The sequence below is a fragment of the Metasolibacillus sp. genome (assembly GCF_025291715.1).
GTDB lineage: Bacteria > Bacillota > Bacilli > Bacillales_A > Planococcaceae > Metasolibacillus > Metasolibacillus louembei.
In genome coordinates, this window is the sequence record NZ_JAMBIZ010000011.1 from 74,203 (window position 1) to 97,205 (window position 23,003).

At 37.7% G+C, this 23,003-nt stretch carries 23 protein-coding genes; 4 read left to right on the forward strand and 19 right to left on the reverse strand.

What is annotated here, in order from left to right; all coding sequences use genetic code 11:
• Window positions 1–14 precede the first annotated feature (14 nt).
• A complete protein-coding gene (locus M3Z76_RS09410) occupies window positions 15–617 on the reverse strand; it encodes a class I SAM-dependent methyltransferase (RefSeq protein ID WP_293924002.1) in 603 nt (200 codons plus the stop codon).
• A 61-nt stretch (window positions 618–678) separates the two neighbouring features.
• Window positions 679–1,116 (reverse strand): SRPBCC family protein, encoded by a 438-nt coding sequence (locus M3Z76_RS09415; RefSeq protein ID WP_293923999.1) that lies wholly within the window; start codon window positions 1,114–1,116, stop codon window positions 679–681.
• A gap of 127 nt (window positions 1,117–1,243) precedes the next feature.
• On the opposite strand from M3Z76_RS09415, the gene M3Z76_RS09420 reads away from it, so the two are divergent.
• From M3Z76_RS09420 to M3Z76_RS09430, 3 genes are all read left to right on the forward strand, one after another.
• Window positions 1,244–1,558 carry a YbjQ family protein gene (locus M3Z76_RS09420; RefSeq protein WP_293923996.1) on the forward strand — a complete coding sequence of 105 codons (315 nt, stop codon included), beginning with the start codon at window positions 1,244–1,246 and terminating at the stop codon, window positions 1,556–1,558.
• A 171-nt stretch (window positions 1,559–1,729) separates the two neighbouring features.
• Window positions 1,730–2,713, forward strand: a complete 984-nt coding sequence (gene guaC, locus M3Z76_RS09425; RefSeq protein WP_293925891.1) for a GMP reductase — start codon at window positions 1,730–1,732, stop codon at window positions 2,711–2,713.
• 89 nt (window positions 2,714–2,802) lie between these two features.
• Complete coding sequence (locus tag M3Z76_RS09430; RefSeq protein ID WP_293923994.1) at window positions 2,803–3,282, forward strand: hypothetical protein; 480 nt, start codon at window positions 2,803–2,805, stop codon at window positions 3,280–3,282.
• Between the two features lie 106 nt (window positions 3,283–3,388).
• Here M3Z76_RS09430 and M3Z76_RS09435 read toward each other — a convergent pair whose 3' ends face one another.
• The 11 genes from M3Z76_RS09435 to M3Z76_RS09485 form a co-directional block, all read right to left on the reverse strand.
• Window positions 3,389–3,601: a DUF1540 domain-containing protein gene (locus M3Z76_RS09435; RefSeq protein WP_293923992.1), complete on the reverse strand. Its 213-nt coding sequence runs from the start codon at window positions 3,599–3,601 to the stop codon at window positions 3,389–3,391.
• 247 nt (window positions 3,602–3,848) lie between these two features.
• Complete coding sequence (locus tag M3Z76_RS09440; protein WP_293923989.1) at window positions 3,849–5,168, reverse strand: Spo0B domain-containing protein; 1,320 nt, start codon at window positions 5,166–5,168, stop codon at window positions 3,849–3,851.
• Window positions 5,169–5,428: 260 nt separating this feature from the next.
• On the reverse strand, window positions 5,429–6,910 hold the full coding sequence (locus M3Z76_RS09445; protein ID WP_293923987.1) for a malate:quinone oxidoreductase: 1,482 nt from the start codon (window positions 6,908–6,910) through the stop codon (window positions 5,429–5,431).
• A 184-nt stretch (window positions 6,911–7,094) separates the two neighbouring features.
• The gene (locus M3Z76_RS09450; protein WP_293923985.1) at window positions 7,095–8,645 is read right to left on the reverse strand and encodes a histidine kinase N-terminal 7TM domain-containing diguanylate cyclase; all 1,551 of its coding nucleotides are present in this window, start codon (window positions 8,643–8,645) and stop codon (window positions 7,095–7,097) included.
• 43 nt (window positions 8,646–8,688) lie between these two features.
• Window positions 8,689–9,468, reverse strand: a complete 780-nt coding sequence (locus M3Z76_RS09455; protein ID WP_293923984.1) for an ABC transporter substrate-binding protein — start codon at window positions 9,466–9,468, stop codon at window positions 8,689–8,691.
• A gap of 172 nt (window positions 9,469–9,640) precedes the next feature.
• A complete protein-coding gene (locus M3Z76_RS09460) occupies window positions 9,641–10,336 on the reverse strand; it encodes a response regulator transcription factor (RefSeq protein WP_293923983.1) in 696 nt (231 codons plus the stop codon).
• Between the two features lie 2 nt (window positions 10,337–10,338).
• The gene (locus tag M3Z76_RS09465; RefSeq protein ID WP_293923980.1) at window positions 10,339–10,740 is read right to left on the reverse strand and encodes a sensor histidine kinase; all 402 of its coding nucleotides are present in this window, start codon (window positions 10,738–10,740) and stop codon (window positions 10,339–10,341) included.
• Between the two features lie 24 nt (window positions 10,741–10,764).
• The gene (locus M3Z76_RS09470) at window positions 10,765–11,799 is read right to left on the reverse strand and encodes a sensor histidine kinase (RefSeq protein WP_293923977.1); all 1,035 of its coding nucleotides are present in this window, start codon (window positions 11,797–11,799) and stop codon (window positions 10,765–10,767) included.
• 157 nt (window positions 11,800–11,956) lie between these two features.
• A complete protein-coding gene (locus tag M3Z76_RS09475) occupies window positions 11,957–12,913 on the reverse strand; it encodes a DUF4822 domain-containing protein (protein ID WP_483310159.1) in 957 nt (318 codons plus the stop codon).
• A gap of 206 nt (window positions 12,914–13,119) precedes the next feature.
• On the reverse strand, window positions 13,120–16,398 hold the full coding sequence (locus M3Z76_RS09480; RefSeq protein ID WP_293923975.1) for an S-layer homology domain-containing protein: 3,279 nt from the start codon (window positions 16,396–16,398) through the stop codon (window positions 13,120–13,122).
• A gap of 29 nt (window positions 16,399–16,427) precedes the next feature.
• Window positions 16,428–16,757, reverse strand: a complete 330-nt coding sequence (locus M3Z76_RS09485) for a hypothetical protein (protein WP_293923973.1) — start codon at window positions 16,755–16,757, stop codon at window positions 16,428–16,430.
• A 139-nt stretch (window positions 16,758–16,896) separates the two neighbouring features.
• Between M3Z76_RS09485 and M3Z76_RS09490 the strand changes: the two genes are divergently transcribed.
• Window positions 16,897–17,934 (forward strand): sigma-70 family RNA polymerase sigma factor, encoded by a 1,038-nt coding sequence (locus M3Z76_RS09490; RefSeq protein WP_293923970.1) that lies wholly within the window; start codon window positions 16,897–16,899, stop codon window positions 17,932–17,934.
• A 58-nt stretch (window positions 17,935–17,992) separates the two neighbouring features.
• Here M3Z76_RS09490 and M3Z76_RS09495 read toward each other — a convergent pair whose 3' ends face one another.
• The 6 genes from M3Z76_RS09495 to M3Z76_RS09520 all read right to left on the reverse strand — a co-directional run bounded on the left by M3Z76_RS09495 (window position 17,993) and on the right by M3Z76_RS09520 (window position 22,986).
• On the reverse strand, window positions 17,993–18,895 hold the full coding sequence (locus M3Z76_RS09495; protein WP_293923968.1) for a hypothetical protein: 903 nt from the start codon (window positions 18,893–18,895) through the stop codon (window positions 17,993–17,995).
• On the reverse strand, window positions 18,885–19,385 hold the full coding sequence (locus tag M3Z76_RS09500) for an RNA polymerase sigma factor (RefSeq protein WP_293923967.1): 501 nt from the start codon (window positions 19,383–19,385) through the stop codon (window positions 18,885–18,887). Before M3Z76_RS09500 ends, M3Z76_RS09495 begins: the two co-directional genes overlap by 11 nt.
• Window positions 19,386–19,493: 108 nt before the next feature.
• Entirely contained in the window at window positions 19,494–20,591 is a 1,098-nt protein-coding gene (locus M3Z76_RS09505; protein ID WP_293923965.1) for a DUF4179 domain-containing protein, read from the reverse strand.
• Entirely contained in the window at window positions 20,588–21,142 is a 555-nt protein-coding gene (locus M3Z76_RS09510; protein WP_293923963.1) for a sigma-70 family RNA polymerase sigma factor, read from the reverse strand. The genes M3Z76_RS09505 and M3Z76_RS09510 overlap by 4 nt, the downstream gene beginning before the upstream one ends.
• Before the next feature lie 116 nt (window positions 21,143–21,258).
• The gene (locus M3Z76_RS09515; protein ID WP_293923962.1) at window positions 21,259–22,155 is read right to left on the reverse strand and encodes a ferrochelatase; all 897 of its coding nucleotides are present in this window, start codon (window positions 22,153–22,155) and stop codon (window positions 21,259–21,261) included.
• Between the two features lie 168 nt (window positions 22,156–22,323).
• On the reverse strand, window positions 22,324–22,986 hold the full coding sequence (locus M3Z76_RS09520; protein ID WP_293923961.1) for a peptidylprolyl isomerase: 663 nt from the start codon (window positions 22,984–22,986) through the stop codon (window positions 22,324–22,326).
• Window positions 22,987–23,003 lie beyond the last annotated feature (17 nt).

Here is a 23,003-nt window from a genome sequence, read left to right on the forward strand (position 1 = left end):
ATCATAGAAGTAAATTAAAATAACAGAGTATATACACATATGCGTTCATTCGCATTTGACTCACCTTTTAAGCGCACTTCTTTCAGTAAAGTAAATGGTGTTTCCTGCTCAAGGTAAAATAAATAATCAATTGCTGGATAGTATAAAATAATATGTATATTTCTTGGGTTATATTCAAAAGAGTATAATATTTTCGCTATAACTTTACGGAAAACATCAATTGAAAAAGGGTTGAAAAAGAAAAAAACATTATCCTCTTTTTTTACATCGTATTGCTCTGCCAGCATATGTAAAAACGTAATAGGTACTTGTTTTTTCTTTGCTTTCTCTAAATATGTTGCTTTATTATGCTGTGCCTCGATAAAAAACTTGTCATCCATCTCAATGCCAACAACAGGAATGTGGAAACGATAATGCATATAAATTGGCACGCGTCCTTTCCCACAGCCAATATCTACAAATACTGCACACTCAGGCAGTGTATATTCTTCAAAAAGCTGTTCCAGCCCTTTGTACGGAGTAGGCTCATAGCGATGGTATTGTGCAAGTTTAGGAAAGCCGTATTGAAAGCCCGCCGTATCAATGCGCAATAATTTTTCAAAATCCTGTTCTTTCATAACTACCTCCAAATCAATAGCTGCCTAGAATGAAATATCTCCAGACAGCTTGCTTCATTGCTTATTGACTTACTTCTTGTGCCATTGATTGCACAAGCGCTTCTACCGTTTTCGGTACAAAATTTTCAAGCACAGGGTTAATCATCGCAGCTAAAAAGCCTCCTGCTGTCATCGTTAAGCTGCCTATCAATGTATATTGTCCATCACTTGCTGGTTTCATCTCAAAATAGCCGCTACCATTAATGTTGTCAGATAGCCCAACTAAATTAAACGCTAATCTCTCTTCAGCTACGCTTGCAGTTTCATCTAATTGTAATTTAACAGCCTTTTGAATAATGCCAAAATCCCCTTGAAACACCCAAATCATTTGCTGTGCAGAGGGAAGCTCATGATGTAAATAGCCAGGGATTAATGTAGCCCAGCGCTCTTTATCTTGAGTAAAATTCCATAAGATTTCCTTCGTCACTTGAACCGTTTCTTGATGAACACTTGTTGTCATATTCCAATCCCCCAAATCCCAAAATATACTTTATATAGTAACAAATAACGCAGGCTTCAACAATGTAAGGCGAAACCTTTTCGATATTAAACCGTATGTAATAATAAATGAAATGGAGGCGTTTTAAGTGTTAGTCACAACAACAAACAGCTTAGAAGGTAAAACAATTGAAACATATCATGGTATCGTAACAGGTGAAGCAATTATGGGGGCAAACGTTGTACGTGATATTTTTGCTTCTGTTACAGATATTATTGGTGGACGTAGCGGTGCGTATGAGGAGAAATTATCAGAAGGTAGACAAATCGCTATTGATGAGATGATTTCACGTGCACAGCAATTAGGGGCAAATGCTATTGTCGGTGTCGATTTAGATTTTGAAACAATTCGCGATGGTATGATGATGGTCGTTGCTACAGGCACAGCCATCACATACCGCTAAAATGCAGATGGCTGAGAGGAATTAGGGGCATATCTCTACTTTCTTTTCAGCCATTATTTTATTTTTAAAATGTTTCCTTTGACATTTGTTGAGAAATCATGTAAATTACCAAATGGCGAACATTTTCGCTCTCAACAAAAAAAATATTCGTTTTTAGAGGTGCTTACTATGATGGATAACGTATTCGATTATGAAGATATTCAATTAATCCCAAATAAATGTATCGTAGACAGCCGTTCACAATGTGATACGTCTGTTATGCTTGGTGGACATAAATTTAAATTACCTGTTGTCCCAGCAAATATGCAAACAATCATTGATGAAAAAATTGCTTTAATGTTAGCAGAAGAGGGCTATTTCTATATTATGCACCGCTTCAACCCTGAAACGCGTATCAACTTTATTAAAGATATGCAATCTCGTGGCTTAATCGCTTCAATTAGCGTTGGCGTAAAGGAAGAGGAATACGCTTTTGTAGAGCAATTAGCAGCTGAAAACCTAGTGCCTGAATTCGTAACAATCGATATTGCACACGGTCATTCCAATGCAGTTATTCGCATGATTCAGCATTTGAAAAAGCATTTACCAGCTAGCTTCGTTATCGCTGGTAATGTCGGGACACCAGAGGCGGTACGTGAGCTTGAAAACGCTGGTGCGGATGCAACAAAGGTTGGTATCGGACCAGGTAAAGTATGTATTACAAAAATTAAAACAGGCTTCGGTACAGGTGGCTGGCAATTAGCAGCTCTACGCTGGTGTGCAAAGGCTGCATCAAAGCCAATTATCGCAGATGGCGGTATTCGCACACATGGTGATATCGCAAAATCTGTACGCTTTGGCGCAACAATGGTAATGATTGGCTCATTATTCGCAGGCCATGAGGAATCTCCAGGTGAAACAATCGAAGTCGATGGCAAAGTGGTAAAGGAATACTTCGGTTCAGCCTCTGAATTCCAAAAAGGCGAAAAGAAAAACGTTGAAGGTAAAAAAATGTACGTTGACCATAAAGGTCCTTTAAAAGATACATTAATCGAAATGGAGCAAGATTTACAATCCTCTATTTCTTATGCAGGTGGCTCAAAGCTTGACGCTATCCGCACAGTTGATTATGTTGTCGTGAAAAACTCTATTTTCAATGGGGATAAAGTATATTAATAAAAATAGAACAGGGGGAAGAGAAATTTAATTTCTCCTCCCCTGTTACGCTGTGTATAATAACATGCAAATGAGGTACTACACAAATCATGACAGTTCATGTAATATCACCAATTGATTTAAATTTTCTTTTGTTTATACGAAAGGTTTATCATCAATCATGGTATTTTGACCATATTTCATCTGAAGATTTTTGTGAAAACTTTGAAGAGGAGTTACTTCTATTATGGAATCACAGCGTCAATTCCTTAATGATGAATGGTAAATATATATTAAATGATAATATCGTAAAAGAATGCACACAAAAACTAATTCGTAATAAAGAAATTGCATACAAATTTATTAAGCATTTCGAGAATTTTTGGTATCATTTACCTCAGTTCGGTTTTGGGAGTTTAATGGAAAGAACATGTGCAAGTTTATTACCTGAACAAATCAAAGCAATTGTAGGTGCTAACTGCACACATGTTGTTGTGGTTTTTGATGTTTTCCCTGCTAAATACTGCAAGGAAGTTCCTCAACACCATTTAAGGGTCTTCCCATACACAGATTTCCTCAAATATATTTAGACAGAATGAAAATTCCAAATTCTATATATTTCAAATAAAGGAGCTGCCTGAAAAGGTATGACCTTTTTGAACAGCTCCAGCTTCTATTAAGACTTACAAGCAAGCCCTACTTCATCTCTTTAGGCTTAAAGGTTTTGCAGCATGTTTCAAAGGAATTGCGCGCTTTTTCCCGGCTAGCGAAAGCATCAAAATCTCCCGCAAACTCCTCCGTATTTTCTCGATAATTCATATCAACCAAAATTCGCTCTGCACCGCATAAATCATCCTTCGCATGGAAAACACAATTGGCAACTGTACAATTTACTTCTACCTGTGGCATCGTTCTCCTCCTTGTCCTTTTATTAAGAAATAGTGTAAGCAAGCTCTATTTCTTATGAGATATTATGCCCATTTGAAGCAATTTTCATAATAGTAATTGCGTCGGAGGCTTTATTAGGATTCAGCGAGTGTTTGGACACTCAGGGTAATCTCAGTATTCATCATATCACCTTATAAATGGCACGTTTTCTACTGAATTATAATAAAAATGGCTGCTCGAAAAAGTATTTCAAGCAGCCTTCCACCTTCTATAGCTTTAATGGAATTTCTACATATGCAACTGTTTCTAATCCATTTATAGAGTATAGCGAAATTTGCCCGCCATATTTTTCAACAATGTTTTTGACAATAAATAACCCTTGTCCATGTACTTCTCCCTTTTCTTCACACTTCGTGGAATAGCCTTGCTCAAAAACTGGAGCATCTGGCGAAAGAGCTGGTCCTGTATTGGTGATTTGGAAAATATACTTTTTAAATTCTGCTGTACAAGTAACAACTATTTTTCGTTGCGCTTCTGGTAAATGGATTGTTGCATCAATTGCATTGTCAATAAGATTTGATAATATTTTAATCAAATCCGTCGTTTTTATATATTCGAAAGTATTTTGTGAAACTGTAAAATCCATATCAATTTGATTATTTTGGGCAGCTAGCTTCTTCGTTTGTAGTAAAATTGCCAACCCTGGATGGTCAATATTTAAATTTAGCGATTCTAGCGTCTGCACCTCTTTACTTAACGCTTCAACATATTGCTTAGCTTGCTCAGGTTCTCCTAGCTGTAAAAGACCATGTAGCACTTGAATATGATTTGTAAAATCATGTCTTAAAGAAGAAACAGATGTAATCAATGCTTTAATCTCAGTTTGATAGGTATCCTCAGTATCATCAACTTCCTTTGCTAGCTCCTTTTGATACCAACGCTGAATCAGGAAAAAGGACGTGATTGTAATAATAATCAGAGCACCATTAAAAATAAACAGCAAAATATTATTTTCTATAACATCCTTCTTAATTTTATCTAAAAAGCTTGCACTTAAATCAATACCTAAATAGCCAATAACGTGCCCACCTTCATCTTTAATCGGAACACCTACAGTTAAATATGTGCCATACTTGGAATCCTCTACGAAATCCGTCACAAAGGATTGGTTATGATAGTAGGCCTCTCTCACGAACTTTTGTGGTATTAAACAAATTTCTCCTATTGGAAAGTCGTCTTTTCGTTCTGCTACAACTGGATGACCTACTACCATCGCTCTTGCGACAGTTGGATTATCAATTTTAATTGTATAAATATATAAGGCACCTGTTTTATCCTTCGCATCACTTAAGTAATTTCTTATTTCCCAGTAGTCTTTATTTTTTTCTGGATTTTTTAAAAACCTTTTATATACCTTCATATCAATAGATGCTGCGATGGATGTACCAATTGAAAGGCTTTGATTAATAATGGATTCTTCTACTGTTTTCTTGACCTTCATATAGGAAGTTGCAACATTTGCTGTTGTAGAAAAGAGCAAGAGAATAATGGAGATGGCCATTATAATTTTTATTTTTTTATTCTTCATATAAAATAATAAACCCTCTAAAATTATTTTTATTTGATAGAAAACCCAGCCCAAACAACTATATCAAAAATAATTATTGCGCTATGAAAGTCCTATTTCTTCATACTACTACAATTACACAGTAAATTCCTTGCATAATTTACCATAACTTAAATATATTTTGCCAACAATTATAATTCAACTAATTTTTAGCTAAAAACAGCAAAAGTTGCTTGAAAAGTAGCATACTAGCCTACCTCTCAAACAACTCTCGTTTTATATTATTTATTGAATTGTAATGTTTCTGCTGTTGAAGCGTGGATTTCCTCTAAAAGCGCTGGATTATCCATTAATTTTTGACCATATGATGGAATCATTTCTGTAATTTTTGGCTCCCATTTTTTCAACTCTTGTGGGAAACAACGTTTAATTACCTCTAACATAACAGGAACTGCTGTTGAAGCACCTGGAGATGCACCTAGTAATGCAGCGATAGAGCCATCTCCTGCACTGACAACTTCCGTACCGAATTGTAGTGTTCCTTTGCCGCTCTCTGTATCTTTAATAACTTGTACACGTTGACCGGCAACTGTTACTTCCCAATCCTCTGATTTTGCATTTGGAATGAAATCACGCAACTCTTCCATGCGTTGCTCTTTTGATAATAGTAGCTGTTGGATTAAATACTTTGTTAAAGACATTTCCTTCGCACCACAAGCTAGTAGCGTTAAAATATTATGTGGCTTAATCGATGCGAATAAATCCATATTTGAACCTGTTTTTAAGAACTTCGGCGAGAAGCCTGCGAACGGTCCAAACAATAATGACTTTTTACCATCAATATAGCGTGTATCTAAGTGAGGAACAGACATTGGTGGCGCACCAACTGCTGCCTTACCATATACTTTCGCATGATGCTGATTAATAATTTCTTCGTTTTTACATTGTAAAAATAGTCCGCTAATTGGGAATCCGCCAATATGCTTCCCTTCAGGAATACCTGATTTTTGCAATAGCTCTAAGCTACCACCACCAGCACCAAGGAAAACAAATTTTGCTTTATGGTACTCCATACGGCATCCATCTTTATCGTGTACTTTTACTTCCCATGAACCATCCTTCATACGATTCATGCTATGAACACTATGCTTATAGTTTACTTCTACACCTTGGTTTTCTAGGTTTTTCACAAGCATACGCGTTAAAGCACCGAAGTTTACGTCCGTACCAGTATCAATTTTTGTAGCGGCAATCGGCTCATCTGATTTGCGATCATTCATAATAAGCGGAATCCACTGCTTTAGTGTTTCTGGATCATCAGAAAACTCCATACCTTTAAACAATGGGTTTTGAATCATCGTTTCAAAGCGCTTTTTCAAAAACTTTACGTTATCTGCACCTTGTACCATACTCATATGTGGTAGTGGCATAATGAAATCTTGTGGATTTTCAATTAGCTTATTTTCTACTAAATATGACCAGAACTGCATTGATACTTGGAATTGCTCATTTACATTAATTGCTTTGCTAATGTCAATTGAGCCATCCGATTTTTCAGAAGTGTAGTTTAGCTCACATAATGCAGCATGTCCTGTTCCTGCATTATTTAATTCATGAGAGCTTTCCTCACCCGCTTTTTCAAGCTGCTCAAATACTGTAATTTTCCAATCTGGCGCTAATTCTTTTAGGATTGCTCCTAAAGTAGCACTCATTATTCCGGCACCAATTAAGATAACATCTGATTGTGTATGTCTGTTACTCATTTCGACCTTCCTCATTATATATTAAGATTTGCAGGAAAATAGACGCACTATTTCCCTGTATCAATTATTACCTTATAGCAGTGTATCACAATTTCGGCAATATTAAAATATATACTAGCAATACGAGAGTTATCCTTACTTTTCGAGCCTAGTTGCTCATTAATAAAGCAAATAACGGAACTGTTCATTTCAATATGGCACGGTAGACACAATTTCGCCCATTGCGCTTCGCATTATACAATGCTTTATCTGCCGCATTTAATAATTGATACAACGTTCCCTCTTCCTCTATCGTTATCTCCGCTAATCCTACACTAATTGTCGTAGCGACTACTAGGCCATCTGCGACTAATGGTGTACCTGCCACAGCTTGGCATATTTGATTTGCTAGCGTCTCCGCCTCTGCTATAGAAGTATTAGGTAAAGCTAACACAAATTCCTCTCCACCATAACGTGCAAATAAGGCTTTGTCTATTAGCTGAGATTTACAAACTTGCGCAACATGTGTCAACACTAAGTCACCAACCGCATGGCCGTATGTATCATTTACCTTTTTAAAGTAATCGATGTCCATTAACATCACCGTCAAGTGGCTATTTTGTTCCTTTGCCTCTATATATAAGTGCATACATTGATCAAAAAAGGCTCTACGATTATAGATTTGTGTTAGCTCATCATAATAAGCTAAACGCTCTAGCTTTAGCTGTAAATCCTTCAACTCTGTAATATCGTTAAAAATTATGACTAAACCATCTTGGTGATTTGACTGCTGCAATGCGGATAAACGAACTTGATAAGTGCGCCCCGTTTCTGCTAGCCATACCTCCTGGCTTGTAGCCGTTGCAGTCAATGTATAAGGCATCGGCGTTTCCATTAATAAATCCCAAGCATCCTGATAGCGCATTCCCAACATGAATCTTTTTAATTTAGGAAACATCTGGCTACACGCTTGATTAAACTCAATTAGCCGATGCTGGCTGTCCAACACGATAACACCATCATTAATGCTGTTAAAAATCCTATCTTTTGCAACAGGCATATTGCGGAATAAGCTGGAGGAACGAATTGCCCATAAAAAAAGAGCGGATGATATAACTAAGACGGCTGGCACTGGGTCAAATCCTCTAGGGGTTAAACCAAGTGAGTAAATTAATGCCATTGTCATTGGTATAAATTGACTGCCCATTAATGCTATTAGCTGTGGACGATATATTTTATCTGTTTCTTTCCAATGAAAAAGTAGCAGAAAAAAGGCAACTAACATACTGCCAAAGGTAAAAGCACCATGAATGGAATACCATAATCCTATTTCCTGATAAATATACGGCTTACCTAAAACAGCATCAAACTCAAATATTTTGTAATGAAAGTGATGCAAATCATTTGTTGCCACCATAACTAGCGTAATCATCGGAATTGTTAACATTACTAGAAAGGTTTTTTTAGTTATACGGAATCCTAAATATTGTGCAATGAGAAGCAAGCCTAATGGTGGCGTTGTCGCTATACCAATGTATTGGAAAAAGGTCCAAATCTTAACCTCCTCTAAAGAGGTAGCTAGTAAACCAAAGCCTGCTGCAAAGCAATAAACTGCAATCAATGCTGTATAAACCATGAACAAGTAAATAATTTTTGTATAATGATGACGCTTAATTAATACATGTAGGCTCAAATACAGATTCAGCACACCTGCTGTAATGAAAATCGTAACAATTGTTGTAATTTGTGAATGCACAATAATCTACCTCGTTTTGATATTTGATTTTCTTAACTAGCATCTATAGCTGCTTCGCAAGCTCTGTGAAATAGACTGTCGCTTCAACCATTTTTGCACCATACCAAAACATTTCACCATCTACTAAAATGATTTTTGTATTTGGTAAAAATGCCTGAAATTCAGCAATATATTTCTCGCTATATGGAAACGGCTCTGATGCGAGAAATAAAACATCGAGCTGTGCCTCCTGAAATTGCTCCTTTGATACGCTTGGATAACGCCCTTCTCTTTGTGCAAACGGATTATCAAAGCCAAGCCAGCCTAGTACATCATTGATATACGTTGTCGCTCCTACGACCATATACGGCTTGCGCCAAATAACATAGGCTGCTCGACCACGCTCCTGCTTTGTTAACGCATGAAAGCCTGCTTCACTCGCTGCTGCAAGCTCCGTTGCTTTTTCTTTTCGATTTGTTAACATTCCTAACGTAGTAATTAGGCGATAGCCATCTGCAATGGACTGTACCTCTGCCACAAAAACGGGCGCAATTTGCTCTAATTGCTTCACGATTTCCTCTGTGTTTTCCTCTTTTTCAGCAAGTATTAAATCTGGCTGTAGCTGCTGGATAATATCAATCTTAACTTCCTTCGTACCACCAACAGCCGTTAATTTCTCCACCTGCCCCTTTGGAAAAATGCAGTATTTTGTACGCCCCACAAGCTGCTCCTCTGCCTCTAACGCAAATAATGTTTCTGTAATAGCAGGGCAAATGGAAATGATTCGTTTAGGTTCAGTTGGACATGTCACTTGTCGTCCGATATGATCTGTTATTGTTCTCATCTTTTATCTCTCCCTCTCGCTGAATAACCAAGCTTCATTTTCTTTATTTATTGATACTTTATTTTGCATCTCTCCATAATGCGTGTAACCAATTATTAATAATCGGTTCCATATAATGCTCCTTAGCTATCAAAAAGACATGTTAGATTGATTCTAACACGCCTAAGCCTATTCATGTATTAAAGCGATAGCCGCTACCCCAAATTGTTTCAATTGGAAGCTCGGATAACTTTCCTTTTTTTAATTTTTCTCGAATGCGCCCTACATGGACAACGACTGTAAAGACATCTCCTTCTAAATCATCCATCTCCCACACTTGCCTGAACAGTTGCTCCTTTGTCCAAACACGGTTCGGATGCTCCATAAAAAAGATAAGCAAATCTAACTCCTTTGTTGGAAAAGTCATTTCTTTTCCTAGTATAAATGCTTTGCGAGCTGCCTTATCAACGACCACACCGTTAATCTCAAGTACATCCTGCTTCTGATCCATACCTGTCAGCATATGATAACGTTTAATATGCGCCTGCACCCTCGCCACTAATTCACTAGGGCTAAACAGCTTTGTCATATAATCATCTGCCCCTAATCCAAGGCCTCGTATTTTATCAATATCCTCTTTTCTAGCAGACACAATCATTAGCGGAATATTTTTCTTCTCTCGAATTCGCAGACGAACCTCAAATCCATCTAATGAAGGCAACATAATGTCAATAACAATTAAATCAAAAGGTTCATTTAGTGCACGATGAACACCTTCCAAGCCATCTCGTGCAATTTCTGCTTCAATTTGATTAATTTCTAAATAATCCTTTTGTAGCTCTGCAATACTGCGGTCATCTTCAATTAATAATACGCGCGACCTCCTCATCCCTATACCTCCTCTAACGTAATACTAACAATCGTACCTGTCATTTGCTCACTCTGAATCTGTACATTGCCACCATGCTTCTCAATAATTTGCTGCACAATGGCTAAACCTAAGCCACTACCCCCTGTGTCTGTCGTACGTGCTTCTTCTCCACGATAGAAGCGATCGAAAACATATGGAAGCTGCTTCTTTGGAATACCTTGTCCATTATCAACTATACGTAAAATGATAGAGGACCCATCCCTATATACATCTAATAAAATGGTTAATGGCTCATCGTCTTTTTTAAACTTCATACTATTTTCAATTAAGTTCATAATAGCTCTGTTCATTTGCATTCGATCAATTGCAACGTACAAACAATCTTCGGTTGTCTGCATACGAATCGATAGTTGCCTGTCCATTAATTGTAGCTCCTCCACAATATGTTACAAAAACTGCACAAGATTAATACGCTCATAATGGAAGGAAATTGCCTCTGCATCAAGTTTGGAATATAGAAATAGCTCTTCTATCAAATGATTTAAAGCAAGTGATTTCGTATGAATCGTTTGCAAATACTTTTCTTGCTTCTGTTGGGTATCTGCTACACCTTCTTGTAACCCTTCCACATAACCAAGAATGGATGTAATGGGCGTTTTTAAATCATGTGAAATACTTGCGATAAGTTCCTTGCGGTTATTTTCTAAATTACGCTGTTCTTTAATAGATTCAATTAAAGCATCACGCATATTTTCAAAATTCTCCGTTAGCTGCTGTATCTCTTTAGCAGTATGCTCAGCTCTTTCAATAGGCTTAGCAACAAGCTCCCCCTCTTTCAATTCCTCCATTACCTCCCCTAAGTTTTCCAGCGGGAAAATAATAGATTTTTTGAGCAGATAGTTCATAAAGACAACGCCTGCCACTGAAATACATACGATAGCTAAAATAATGACAATCCCCCATCTTGTCATGAATTCCAATAAGTTATTTTCCTTTTTTAAAATGAGAATACTACCTTTCGTTTGGTCGCTAAAATAAAAATCAAATTTAATATAGCGATAAAGCCGACCAACATTTTGGATTGTTCCCTTCGTTTCTATATTATTGGCATCAAACTGGGGAAAATGAGCAATAAGCGATTTTTCTACTAACCCTTCAGAATAATAGACAATATCCTCATTCTTACGAATCACAACACCTAATGACTTCGACTCAAAATGCTGAATATTATGTGCTAAATCCTGCTCAACATGAATAATTTTATCAGGGTCTGTTTTCGCAACATTGCGCAATTCCACATAGGCAAGCTCCTCATCTGCGCTTAAGGAACGTTGCTTTGTCATTTCTTGATATAGCGTATTAGGTGTGAGGACAGCACCTGTTGTGACATAAAATAAAATACTAATGATTGCTAACAGCGATACACTTGCAATTAAAATGCCCCCTATGTATGAAATTAAAAATCGACGTTTAATTGTCATATGGTTTCTCCTTGTGAAATAGGCTTTCGGAGTCAATAAAAAACTCTTTATTCATACTTTTCTTTAAAAGCTAGCTAAATCCTTTATATAAAACACATATAGCTGTAGAGAAAGTAGGCTAGTGCCTAACTCTCTCTACAGCGTTAAGAAATTTTTATTAGAAGCTAAAGTTCGGTTTATAGTCACCTGTGTATGGTTCATGCTCTACAAAAATAACAACATCTTGACCATTCATGTTTTTCCCTATGCGCTTATAGGTGAAGCGATTCGTATTTACTTCTGTTAATTCTAGCTTTGCACCATATTTGTTTGTACCAATCGAAACATGTGCACGGAATTTATTTTTGTTTAGTACATCAAAATAGCCATAGTCACCACGACTTTCGCCCGTTTCTATATTGAAAAATTCATACTTACTTGTTGTCTCATCAAATTTCGCAATGCTTAGGAAGTTTTGATTGTAGGCTGTTACATCATTGCCTTGCTCATCAAAAACCTTCGTTCCGTTCCACAATGTCGAGCCTAATATAGCATCACCATCTACTGAGCGTACAATAATTCCTGTAGTTGCAGTGGCTGTAGCTGCATCTACTGTAAACTCCAAGCCTTCTTTATATGGCTTGTGCTCCACGAAAACTTCAACATCATTGCCGTCTTTATCTTTCCCCATACGTTTATATGTGAAAATATCCTTTGATAACTCTGTTAAATCAACGACAGCTTGGTAATTCATTGTCTCTGAAATTAGAATGCGCTTTTTCCCGTCATTTGTAATAAAGAAAGTACCTCGGTCACCACGCGTCTCTCCTGTTTTCGCATCGAAAAATTCATAGTGCCCTGTTTTGTGATCATATTTGGCAAGGCCGATAAAGTTCATATTTTCCTCTGTTAAATCCTGACCTTTTGCATCATACACACGTGTTCCTTGCCAATGTGTACTTCCTAAAATTTTTGCTTCCATTTGGCCAAATGCTGCACGTTGCTTCTGTTTAGCGACTTGCTGAACGGGTGCTGAATCCTTAGCAGCATGTACATCTGTCACACTGTAACCTGCTGTTAATAATGCGATTGAACTCGCTACCACTACTGTCATCCTTTTAAATTTATTACTCATTGTATCCATCTCCATTTCTTTTTAACTTACTTTAAGCATACCCCCCATTTCTAAACTCCTTATATCGAAAAAATAAACAAATTATAAATTGTGAAAAGCTGTACCAAAAGCAGACGAGTGCGTCGCTTCTAGTACAGCTCTTACTTTCTACTAGTATATTGAAAACTCTGAATTCTATAATTTTAGCAGTTATTGGTTATACAACATTAAGGCTGTGGTGGTGCAATAATCGGTAATGACGATATTGCTAGATTGAATTGATATCCATCTACTGTAACAGCATGTAATAATGTCGGTAATGACGTCAATGTAATTTGAACACGTAGGATAGGTTGCCCTTCTATATGAGGCAATACTGTACCTGTAGCTATTGTTCCTTCTCCAAAATCCAAATCTAAGTTCACACCATCTAAGGCATCTAAATTAGACGTGTTTGTCAAAAGGTGTAATTCATTTGGCAACGCACTTGGTTCTATTAGATTTGGTAGCAATATAGCACCTGTCACAGTAATTTGCGTTACTTCAGGTGATTGAGCATTTATTGGTAATCCATTAAACTGATAGCCTTGTAATGTAATGGATTCTAAAGACGAACGGTCGTCGGGATGCATTTCAAATTCAAGAAAAATTTCATTATTGGATACATCAGTAATCTCAATATCTGTACGTTTTTGTCCATTGCCAAATTCCAAGTCTACTGTTTTACCATATAACATGTCGGGATTTATATCACTTGATGTATACGTAAGCGTCATCCCTGTTGTTGTATAGGTCATCCCTGTAATTTCTACTTGCGTAGCCTTAATCGTTATTTCAGCTTTCAGTGCCTCCACAAACGTTACAGATTGCTGTGTTGCTGGGTCTGTATCAGACAGTCCTTCGAATAATGGCATGAGAATTTGTGTGTCTGTTATGCGGATGGTATCTTCTGTTTTACCCATCTCGTTTAACAAAGCTCCTAGAATATGCACAAACTCTAGTGGATTTGATGACGGAACTCCTGGATTCTCTGCTATAAATGGATTTATTGCCATTAACACTCTAACTTCTTCTTTCGAAATTCCCTCGGGTATCACGATACCTGACCCAGGAATAATTTCAGTTCCAGCTGGTGGAAACATCCCGTCTGGAATATTAGCTGGAGGGATGCTCTGTCCACTAATTTCTTTCCCATTTAAAGTATCATAAAGCCATTTTTTCTCCTTCAACCCTTCAACTGCTTTTAGCGCAATCAAACTCTCCAGCTTCGCTACCATTTGTGTAATATCAGGTTGTGTTACTGCCAATTGTATTTTTGCATCAGCTAAAGAGGCTACACGTACGTTAGCTACTTTTGTTCCTTTTGCCTCCGTGAGCATTTTCTCTGCGTCTGCAATCGCCTTATCTAATGCGTCTACGACACTTTGTGGCATCCATTTTTTTGTATAAGAGATAGCATCACCGCTTTCCAAAATTGGCTCGTATTCTTGTAGCGCTTCGATTTTCACCCGTCGATCCTTCGCTTTTTGAATCATTGCTTCAAGACTGGCCACCTCAAGCTTTGGCGGTGTTGGTGTAGTACCACCTGTATTTCCTCCACCAGAGCTGCCTCCACCTGTATTGCTATTTGTTGGGGGTGTAGAATTAAACGGACTTTGTTGTCCATTTGCCAATGTCAGCGTACCAATTTGTCCTGAGCGAGCAGTTAGTCGTTGGAGTAATTGCTCTTTTGTTAAATTGGTTGTTATATTCCCTATTTTTATCCCTTCACTAAGCGTTAAGCCTGTATTAGCATCAGATGGTAGCAAAGCATTATTTATCTGAAGTGAGCCTTGTAAATTAATTTGTGAGATTTGCTGTTGCTGTTGTGCCGATTGCTGCAATAGACGTGCTTGTTCTTGTATTTGCTGCATCAATCGTTGCTGTTCTTGTATTTTCTTTTGTCTTTCTAGCTCCTGTAAACGCTGCTGTTGTTGGTGCTCTTGCACTAGCTGCCTTTGTAGCATACTACCTAGTTGTGGACCGTATATTTTATTTAACTCTTCTGATAGATTTTTGGAAAAATCAAGGGATTTTGCTGCACTTTGTTCAAGAAGAACCTTGATTTGCTCTTGTGTTAAATGATTTTTTTGCTCCGCCTCTCGCACAATAGCGGCTATTACGCTTTCTAATTGGATACGTAATTCTTGCTCTGTTGGCGCAAAGGCATTTGTTCCCGCCAACTTTTTAATAAACTCCTCATTTTCCTTTTGTATTTTTCTTAAATTATCTAACATACCGCTCACAACATCTGGAGAAGCAGCAGATAAAATATCAATTGTTGACATACCGCTTAATATTTGTTGTGGATGCATCCACGAATGCATCTCTACAAGTCCAACATTTGGTGCATTCACCTCTAATGCTGGCCCAAGTACCTGAATATATGGGATAACTACATCTGAATTAATTTGTGCTTGCCCTTGCGTTGTAATTGAAGAAACTTGACCATTACGCACATAGAGCCTTACACCATCCGTATAAAAATTAGTTGCCACTTTTGTGAGTGAGGCTGTTTTAGGTACTTCAGCTTCCTGTAAAAATATCTGTCCCACAACATCAACCTTATCTAAGGCAATATTCGATGTTTTCCCCGCAACACGAAGGTCTGCAACGATTTTCATATTTTTTAATTCAATAAAATCCGCGTTGACAATAATATTCCCTACAGATGTCCCTCCACCATCTAGTACAGCATATGCCTCAGACTGCCCAGACGTCTTTAAATCAATGGCTAGCACTTCTACAATTTTGCCATCCTCAATAATCACATCAAGCTGTGCACCTGCTAAAGCTTCAGCATTTTTAGCATTTAAAATCGCCCTTGCCTTTGCGTCAATTGACCATTGTTGCTCATCTGTGATTAGTTGATTATTTTGAACATCTTTTACCATCAAAGTAGCTCCTATAATTGTAGGGACTGCCTGCACCATGCGCTCTGCTCTAACAACAAATGTTGCCAGCTGACCACGTGTTACATACCTCTCTCCACTAAAGGTTGTAGCTGATGTTCCTGCTGTAATACCATTTGTAAATAAGGCTGCTACTGCTGCTTGATATTCTGATGCTACATCTGTAAATGGGACTGCCTTCTCAGTAGTAGGTAATTGCAATGCTTGTGCAATAATTGTTGCCATGCTATAGCGTGTCACAGGCTGATTTGGGCTTTCCGTCACACCTATCAATTGTAGAAGCTCCTCACTTGTCCCCTCTACACCAATAACACCCGCAATGATTTTCGCTACTTGTGCATATGTCACTACTTCATTCGGCTTAAATGTGCCATCGGGGTAGCCTTGAATAATACCACGCTGCGCCAAATCCATAATCGCTGGATAATGGCTACTCTTCTCCTTTACATCTGAAAATGAAGTTGTTGCTGCCTGTGTGGTAATGCCTACCCCTGAAACTGTAGTTGTAGCTACTAAACCTGCTGTCGCTACGATAAATAGCTTATTTTTTTTCATTATCTTCCCTCCAATTTATCGAGTACCCTCTAGCGTATATTTCCAATGATCGATGAACGGCTATCCTGCATTTTATTAATAAAATTCGTCATAACATCAAAAGCTTCATTGCGCTTATTTGCCATACTTTGTAGACGTAACATATCTATTTGCTGTGCATTGCCTTGCTGTGCAGCTTCTAGTTGGGCTTTTAGTTGATTGTCCAATAGCTGCACTCGTTGCTGTTGAACAGCCATTAAAGCTGTCTCGAGATCCATATTCCGCAAATCAATTGGCTGGGTTACATTGGCAGAAGATTGCCCAGTCCCACTAAATAGTAAACCTACCGCTAACGCACTACCAATAATTGCCTTCTTCATTTCCATATCCTCCTCTAAAAATCTGTTTTTTTACACTGTAAGCTATGAAGGTTAAAATTTAGTTAAAAAATGAAAAAACTTTCTGAGAAATGAACGAACGACACCGCTTGTGCATCTAATCAGTAAAGGAGGCTTAAAAATGGACGAAATTGAGCTTGCCAGACGAGCGATTCGTGGCGATATCCCCTCACAGTTACAGCTTCTTCAGCTATATAAGGAGCCTATGTACCGCATTGCTTACAGCTATATGCGCAATGCGCATGATGCCAACGATGCACTACAGGAAATGACCTTTCAATGCTTAAAAAATATTCATAAAGTGCGGGAGCCTCAGCATTTCAAGACATGGCTGGTGCGAGTTATCATTAACACCTGCCTTATGATGCAACGCCAGCAAAAGCGCGTTCTATTAACCGATATACCGATGGATCAACCTAAGCAAATGTCACAGCTTTTTGAATTGAATGAGGCAATTACTAAGCTACCTATCGAACAACAGGAGCTTATCCATTTGAAATACTTTCAAGACTTAAAAAATGAAATTAAAAAATCAAAGCACTATCCTATTAATCAGCAAGTCACAGTAGATGGACAACATTTCACAATACATGAACTTATTATTTCACCCATTCAATCACGGCTAAAAATGTCAGTTGACCCGTCAAACACGAAGAAAATCCTATCATTTGAAGATATTCGTCTCTATGATGAGAATGGAGAAGAGTGGGGGAAAATCCGCAATGGTTTCACAATGCATGGTAACATAGAGGAGCAATTTAGCATTATGCTCGAAAGCAATTATTTCCGCATACCGAAAAGCTTAACAATAAAATTTACTAAAATTGAGGCAATCGATATAAAAGATACAACAATTATCGCCGATTTTGATAAAAAGCAAATTGTCAGCCCACCAAGCTCCCTGCCTGTGGAGGTCACAATTAGAGATCACTATGCAATTGAATATAGCTTTGCAACAGCTCAAGAGGATTATGAAGAAATTTCCTATTATTTAGTTGATGCAAAAGGCGATATTTACTACTCCTCTTCCAGATGGTTAGGCCCACAACAATTTATGCAATCCTTTGAAGGTGAGCCCTTAAGCCCCGCTACTATTGTGATTTCGAGCTTTGAGCAATATTTAAATGGCGTAGAAGAGATTCATGTGGAATTAAAATAATTAAAGAGGGTGCCTGAAAGTACAGGCACCCTGTTATGAGCGAATCGGAACTTTAGAGCTACATACAATATATAAATGTCACTAGCAGCATAACGAAGAAAAATGGAATCACACTGACAACAGGGTAACTCGCTTTGCCATTATAATAATCAACACAAATTTTACCTAGTAGCAATAATGCCCCTACAATAGCAATGAATAAACCATTAAGCGTATCAAAGATATAGTAACTAAAGCCACTAATCACTGACCATAAGAAATATGCAGCAACCCCTAAGCCTCCATAAAATAGCGTGCCTCTTTCTTTCATCGGGCTACCCGTTGGACGCTTAAAATATTTCATGAGGCTGAGCCATAATACTAGCAAAAACATAACAATAATTAACTTAAGATAGATACTTAATGATTTGTTCGCTAAAATTTTCTCCTTGATACTTTGCGATTCCTCTACTGAGAGCACAACTGTCTGCTTTGTTTTCGCATCAATAAGCATCAATTGTTGCTCTGCATATGGAAATATCGCAACTTGTTTTATTTGTCCATTAGACATTTTCAACAAAAGCTGCTTCTCTGGCCAAATCGACAAGCTTTCAGTCTTTTCTGTAGAGGTAGGTAAGCTTTGAATATATGGCTCTATTATTGCTAAATTTTTTTGACTGATTTTTTTCTTTTGGAAATAATACCATTTCATCATATGAGATAAATTTGTACTATGATGTTGCACGATGTAACCTTTTTCAATTGTGCCTATATTTGTTGCCAATTTATTTGGTGCTCCATCGAAAAATGAAGCCGCTAAAATACTGATGAGCACAATGGCAGCAGCTAACACGCTATAGTATTGCTTTTTTCGGTATTTCTCGCGCTGCTTAATGCCTGATTGAATGATTTGCAAAGATTTTTGCCGACCTTCATCCGTCCGCACTGGAGCCTGTAATTGCTGTAGCTCTTTATCCATCATAACGTCCTCCCATCGCCTTTTTTAGCGCAAGCATGCCTCGCTCTGTATTATTTTTAACCTTCGCTTCATTCCAGCCTAAAGCCTCCGCAGCCTCTTTAATCGATAAGCCTTCGATTTTCCGTAATACAATCGCCATTCGATAATTTAGTTTCAAGCCAGCAATCGCTCGATACAATTCTCTTTTCTCTTCTTCGATATGCACAAGCTGCTCCGCTGAAAGCTCAATTGTCATTTCTTCCTCCACCTTTGTCAGCATGAAAAAGCGCAGTCTTTTCCCACGTTTCAAATAGTCGTAGGCAATATTGCGTGCAATCGTGCGTAGCCATGTTAAAACATTGGCATCTCCACGATAAGAATGCCTCGCCTCATATGCTCGCATAAACGTCTCCTGCATTAAATCTTCCGCTAGCTGTACATCGAATGTTATAAAATATAAAAACTGATAAATTTGCTCGCTATGTATTTCATAATGCTTTTCTAACTGAAACAACCTGCCACCTCCCTCTTTACTACTTAGACGACGAATATGTGAATTTGACTCAATATTTTTCACAATAAAAAACAAGCCGACATGGAAAAAATCGACTTGTTCAATATATTACTTCACCGAAATTTGAATAGGCGCAATTTCAAATGGCTCTTTTACCGGCACTACTTCACCCTCGATTGCCTCATTTTTTACTTTATGCACAGCAATTATCGGCGTTATCGTAATCGATGTTGCTCTTTCATCAAAAGCCGGCAATGTAATACGTGGATAATTTACATGGGATTCACCAAAATCAGTGCTATGTCCTGTCCCTCTATGATGAATAAAGTTATAATGATTTCCTAAATCATCCGTCACTCGATAATCCACAAATACAAGACGTACTTTGTCATATTCCTGTGCTAGCAGTGCCTCATCAACTAGCTCTGACATATAAAATGTTGTAGCAATCGGTGTTTTCGTGGATTTCAGCACAGCTACTTTGACACCTTCAGCCTCTGTTGTTAAGCTATCCTTCTGAAATATTTGTGATTCACTCTTTAATGCCTGTAATGTAAATTCGAAAGACCAATTTCCCGCTACTACATTATTCACATTATTTAAATCTATAATTTCATCACCTTGAAATTTCACATGCACTTCTTCTGGCTTTGTGCCTTCAATTAACTGATAAACATAGACTACAGCATATTCTGTATCACTTAACTTTTGCACAATATAATTACGATCATAACCATTGTACTTATATCTTTCCTTAAATTCATCAACGACTATTGACTCTTCTATCACAGGTCTCTCTCCTAAGCTTTTGTCACTTTTAATTGTATAGGCAATTGTAATGTTTTCGGTATCATAAACCGCGTTCGTAATCGTTACTTCAACGCCGTTACTTTCCTGACTCATGCCCATAGCTGTAGAATACTGTCCATAGTTATCAAACACATATTTTTCATTATCAACAAATAAAGAAAATACATTTCCTATAATCGGAATATTAGTAGCGAAGGCTGGGAATGTGTAACCAACTGTAATGCCTGTAGCTAGTAAAAATATCGCAGCAGCTGCCATATATTTCGTGAAATATTTCTTCTTTTTAACCTTAAATATCCTTTTTTCAATCCGCTCTTTTTCATGTGTGCTAACTTCCATTGGCTCCAATTCCATATCAATCTTTACATGATTAAATTGCTTATATAGCTTTTTCATGTCACACTTCCTCCTAAATGAATTTGTTGTAGACGCTTTTTCCCTCGATATAAGCGATTATCTATAGCAGCCTTTGTCAAACCACAATGCTTAGCAATTTCCTCGTTTTTCATATTTAAAAAGTATTTCATCGTAAAAATATCGCGGTCCAATTGCTCTAGCTGGCTCATCATGTTTAATAATTCCTCTGTCGATGCCTTTAGAAGATACTCCTCTTCTGCTGATTTTACCGTGTCACTGTTTTCATTAATTTCATAAAATAACGCTGATTTAGCTAGCTTTCGTTGCTTATTAATTGCTTGAAATTTGGCGATTGTACAAAGCCACTTTCTAAAATCCTCTTGATTGCCTTCAAATTGCCTTGCATTTTCATAGGCTCCTAAAAATGTGTCACTAATACATTCTTCAATGATTTGGGGATCATTATAAGATTTTAATGTATTGTAAATAATTGCTTTCACAATGCCGATATATTCATCAATTACATACTGTAGCGCTTCTTCTCTTTTTTTCTTCAAATGCTTAATAAAGTTGTCACTTGTAATTTTCATACAATCATCCTTCTTAAAGTATGAAGGCCTTTACTTATAACATCGTTGGAAATTCAATTTATTCTCAAAATAAAAATAAAGCCTGAGAAATCTCTCAGACTTTAAGCTTAAATTTCTTAAATATGTTTTTCAACCAATGCCGTTAAAGCGATGATTGTATCAAAGCTATCGCCTAAAAACTCGGAAGTTGCAAAGCTTACATTTAGCTCTGCCGCTAGCTTCTGGCATTGCTCATTAATTTCACTAAATGATTCCACATCGGCGCTAACACTTAATAGCTCACATGTAACAAAGCCTTGCGCACCTTCAGCTTGTAAGCTTCTCATCGCATCCTTTACATTTGGTGCTAGCCAGCCTTCCGATTTACCTGAACGATAAACTGGCTGGAATCTCTCGATATTTGCTTTTTTAGCAATCGCAGCAGCAAGGTCCTCAAATTGCTTTGCATAAAATTCACTACGCTCTGGCACAATTGGCTGACTATACGCTGTAAACAGTATATAAGCAGATTTTTGCGCCTCTGCAGGTAGCCATTCAAAAGCGCGGCGAACACGTTCTGCGTAGACACTAATAATACCTTCATCTAAATGCCAGTTATCAATCGCTATATGACGAATATCGCTCCCACTTGCAAGCTCTGCTACCTCTGCATGTACAGCTCCACCACCGCCCACAGATAAAATTGGATTAACCGAAAGTGTCACAATTGTCTTTGCGCCTGCTTGCACAGCCTCGTTATATACATCCTCTACAAATGGAGCTGTATGCTTATATGCGTTATATACGCGAATTTCTTCATTTGATTTACTGTTTAATGTTGTTTGTAACGCTTTGGCAATCCGTTCAGTGGAAGAACGAATGAAGTCTGGGAATCCTGACTGTTTAAATGCTTCCTCAATACCACTAAACATTTGTGCAGGTACTGGCTTCCCCTTTAGAATATGGCTAAAATATGCTTGTACATCATCAATTGATTTTGGTGCACCATAGGCATAATAAATGACTGCTATCATCTCAACAACTCCCTCTTCAGGCTTACGCCTCCCATTCTATAGATATTGATTATCATTATCAATTAGAGAGGGAATCCTTATATATCAAATACTAGCATGGCATTAATTAATGCCATTATCATTTAAAAAGCTGTAGAAAAAGTCTACCTTTTCTACAGCTCCGTTTAATTATTTAATTACTTCTGGCTCTGGATAATCGACACCTTTTGTATCCACTTCCACTTTCTTGATTTTTTGATCTTCCAATGGCTTGTCTGCTGCATCTCGCTCAACTGCAACAATGGCATCTGCCACTTCAATACCTTCAATTACTTTACCAAACGCTGCATACTGCTCATCAAGATGTGGCGCATCCTCTACCATAATGAAAAATTGCGAGCCTGCAGAATCTGGATCTTGTGCACGAGCCATTGAAATCACTCCACGCTCATGCTTTAAGTTATTGTCAAAGCCGTTTGCAGCAAACTCTCCTTTAATGCCATAATCTGGGCCACCTACACCTGTACCTTCTGGGTCACCGCCTTGAATCATAAAGCCTGGAATTACTCGGTGAAAAATAAGTCCATCATAAAAGCCCTGCTCTACTAAAGAAATAAAATTCGCTACAGTATTTGGCGCTACAGCAGGCTCTAATTCGATAACGATTTTCTCATCATTGTCCATTGTGATTGTCACGATTGGATTTTCCTTCACATCTGCTATATCATTTTTTTCGCTTTCTGGCTCAGCTGCTCCATCCTCTTTATCATCCTTTGTCCCACATGCTGCAAGCGCAAAAACCAATGTTAACAAAGCAAACATCAAATAAAATTTTTTGTTACGTAAAAACATTTTGCCAACTCCTTTTC

Bases quoted from the DNA above. Each gene is read 5' to 3' on its own strand.
- M3Z76_RS09475 (WP_483310159.1), bottom strand. From the start codon at position 12,913: ATGAGTAATAAATTTAAAAGGATGACAGTAGTGGTAGCGAGTTCAATC.
- M3Z76_RS09485 (WP_293923973.1), bottom strand. From the start codon at position 16,757: ATGAAGAAGGCAATTATTGGTAGTGCGTTAGCGGTAGGTTTACTATTT.
- M3Z76_RS09470 (WP_293923977.1), bottom strand. From the start codon at position 11,799: ATGACAATTAAACGTCGATTTTTAATTTCATACATAGGGGGCATTTTA.
- M3Z76_RS09410 (WP_293924002.1), bottom strand. From the start codon at position 617: ATGAAAGAACAGGATTTTGAAAAATTATTGCGCATTGATACGGCGGGC.
- M3Z76_RS09515 (WP_293923962.1), bottom strand. From the start codon at position 22,155: ATGATAGCAGTCATTTATTATGCCTATGGTGCACCAAAATCAATTGAT.
- M3Z76_RS09445 (WP_293923987.1), bottom strand. From the start codon at position 6,910: ATGAGTAACAGACATACACAATCAGATGTTATCTTAATTGGTGCCGGA.
- M3Z76_RS09480 (WP_293923975.1), bottom strand. From the start codon at position 16,398: ATGAAAAAAAATAAGCTATTTATCGTAGCGACAGCAGGTTTAGTAGCT.
- M3Z76_RS09495 (WP_293923968.1), bottom strand. From the start codon at position 18,895: ATGATGGATAAAGAGCTACAGCAATTACAGGCTCCAGTGCGGACGGAT.
- M3Z76_RS09440 (WP_293923989.1), bottom strand. From the start codon at position 5,168: ATGAAGAATAAAAAAATAAAAATTATAATGGCCATCTCCATTATTCTC.
- M3Z76_RS09415 (WP_293923999.1), bottom strand. From the start codon at position 1,116: ATGACAACAAGTGTTCATCAAGAAACGGTTCAAGTGACGAAGGAAATC.
- M3Z76_RS09430 (WP_293923994.1), top strand. From the start codon at position 2,803: ATGACAGTTCATGTAATATCACCAATTGATTTAAATTTTCTTTTGTTT.
- M3Z76_RS09510 (WP_293923963.1), bottom strand. From the start codon at position 21,142: ATGAAAATTACAAGTGACAACTTTATTAAGCATTTGAAGAAAAAAAGA.
- M3Z76_RS09455 (WP_293923984.1), bottom strand. From the start codon at position 9,468: ATGAGAACAATAACAGATCATATCGGACGACAAGTGACATGTCCAACT.
- M3Z76_RS09465 (WP_293923980.1), bottom strand. From the start codon at position 10,740: ATGGACAGGCAACTATCGATTCGTATGCAGACAACCGAAGATTGTTTG.
- M3Z76_RS09505 (WP_293923965.1), bottom strand. From the start codon at position 20,591: ATGAAAAAGCTATATAAGCAATTTAATCATGTAAAGATTGATATGGAA.
- M3Z76_RS09460 (WP_293923983.1), bottom strand. From the start codon at position 10,336: ATGAGGAGGTCGCGCGTATTATTAATTGAAGATGACCGCAGTATTGCA.
- M3Z76_RS09520 (WP_293923961.1), bottom strand. From the start codon at position 22,986: ATGTTTTTACGTAACAAAAAATTTTATTTGATGTTTGCTTTGTTAACA.
- guaC (WP_293925891.1), top strand. From the start codon at position 1,730: ATGGATAACGTATTCGATTATGAAGATATTCAATTAATCCCAAATAAA.
- M3Z76_RS09490 (WP_293923970.1), top strand. From the start codon at position 16,897: ATGGACGAAATTGAGCTTGCCAGACGAGCGATTCGTGGCGATATCCCC.
- M3Z76_RS09435 (WP_293923992.1), bottom strand. From the start codon at position 3,601: ATGCCACAGGTAGAAGTAAATTGTACAGTTGCCAATTGTGTTTTCCAT.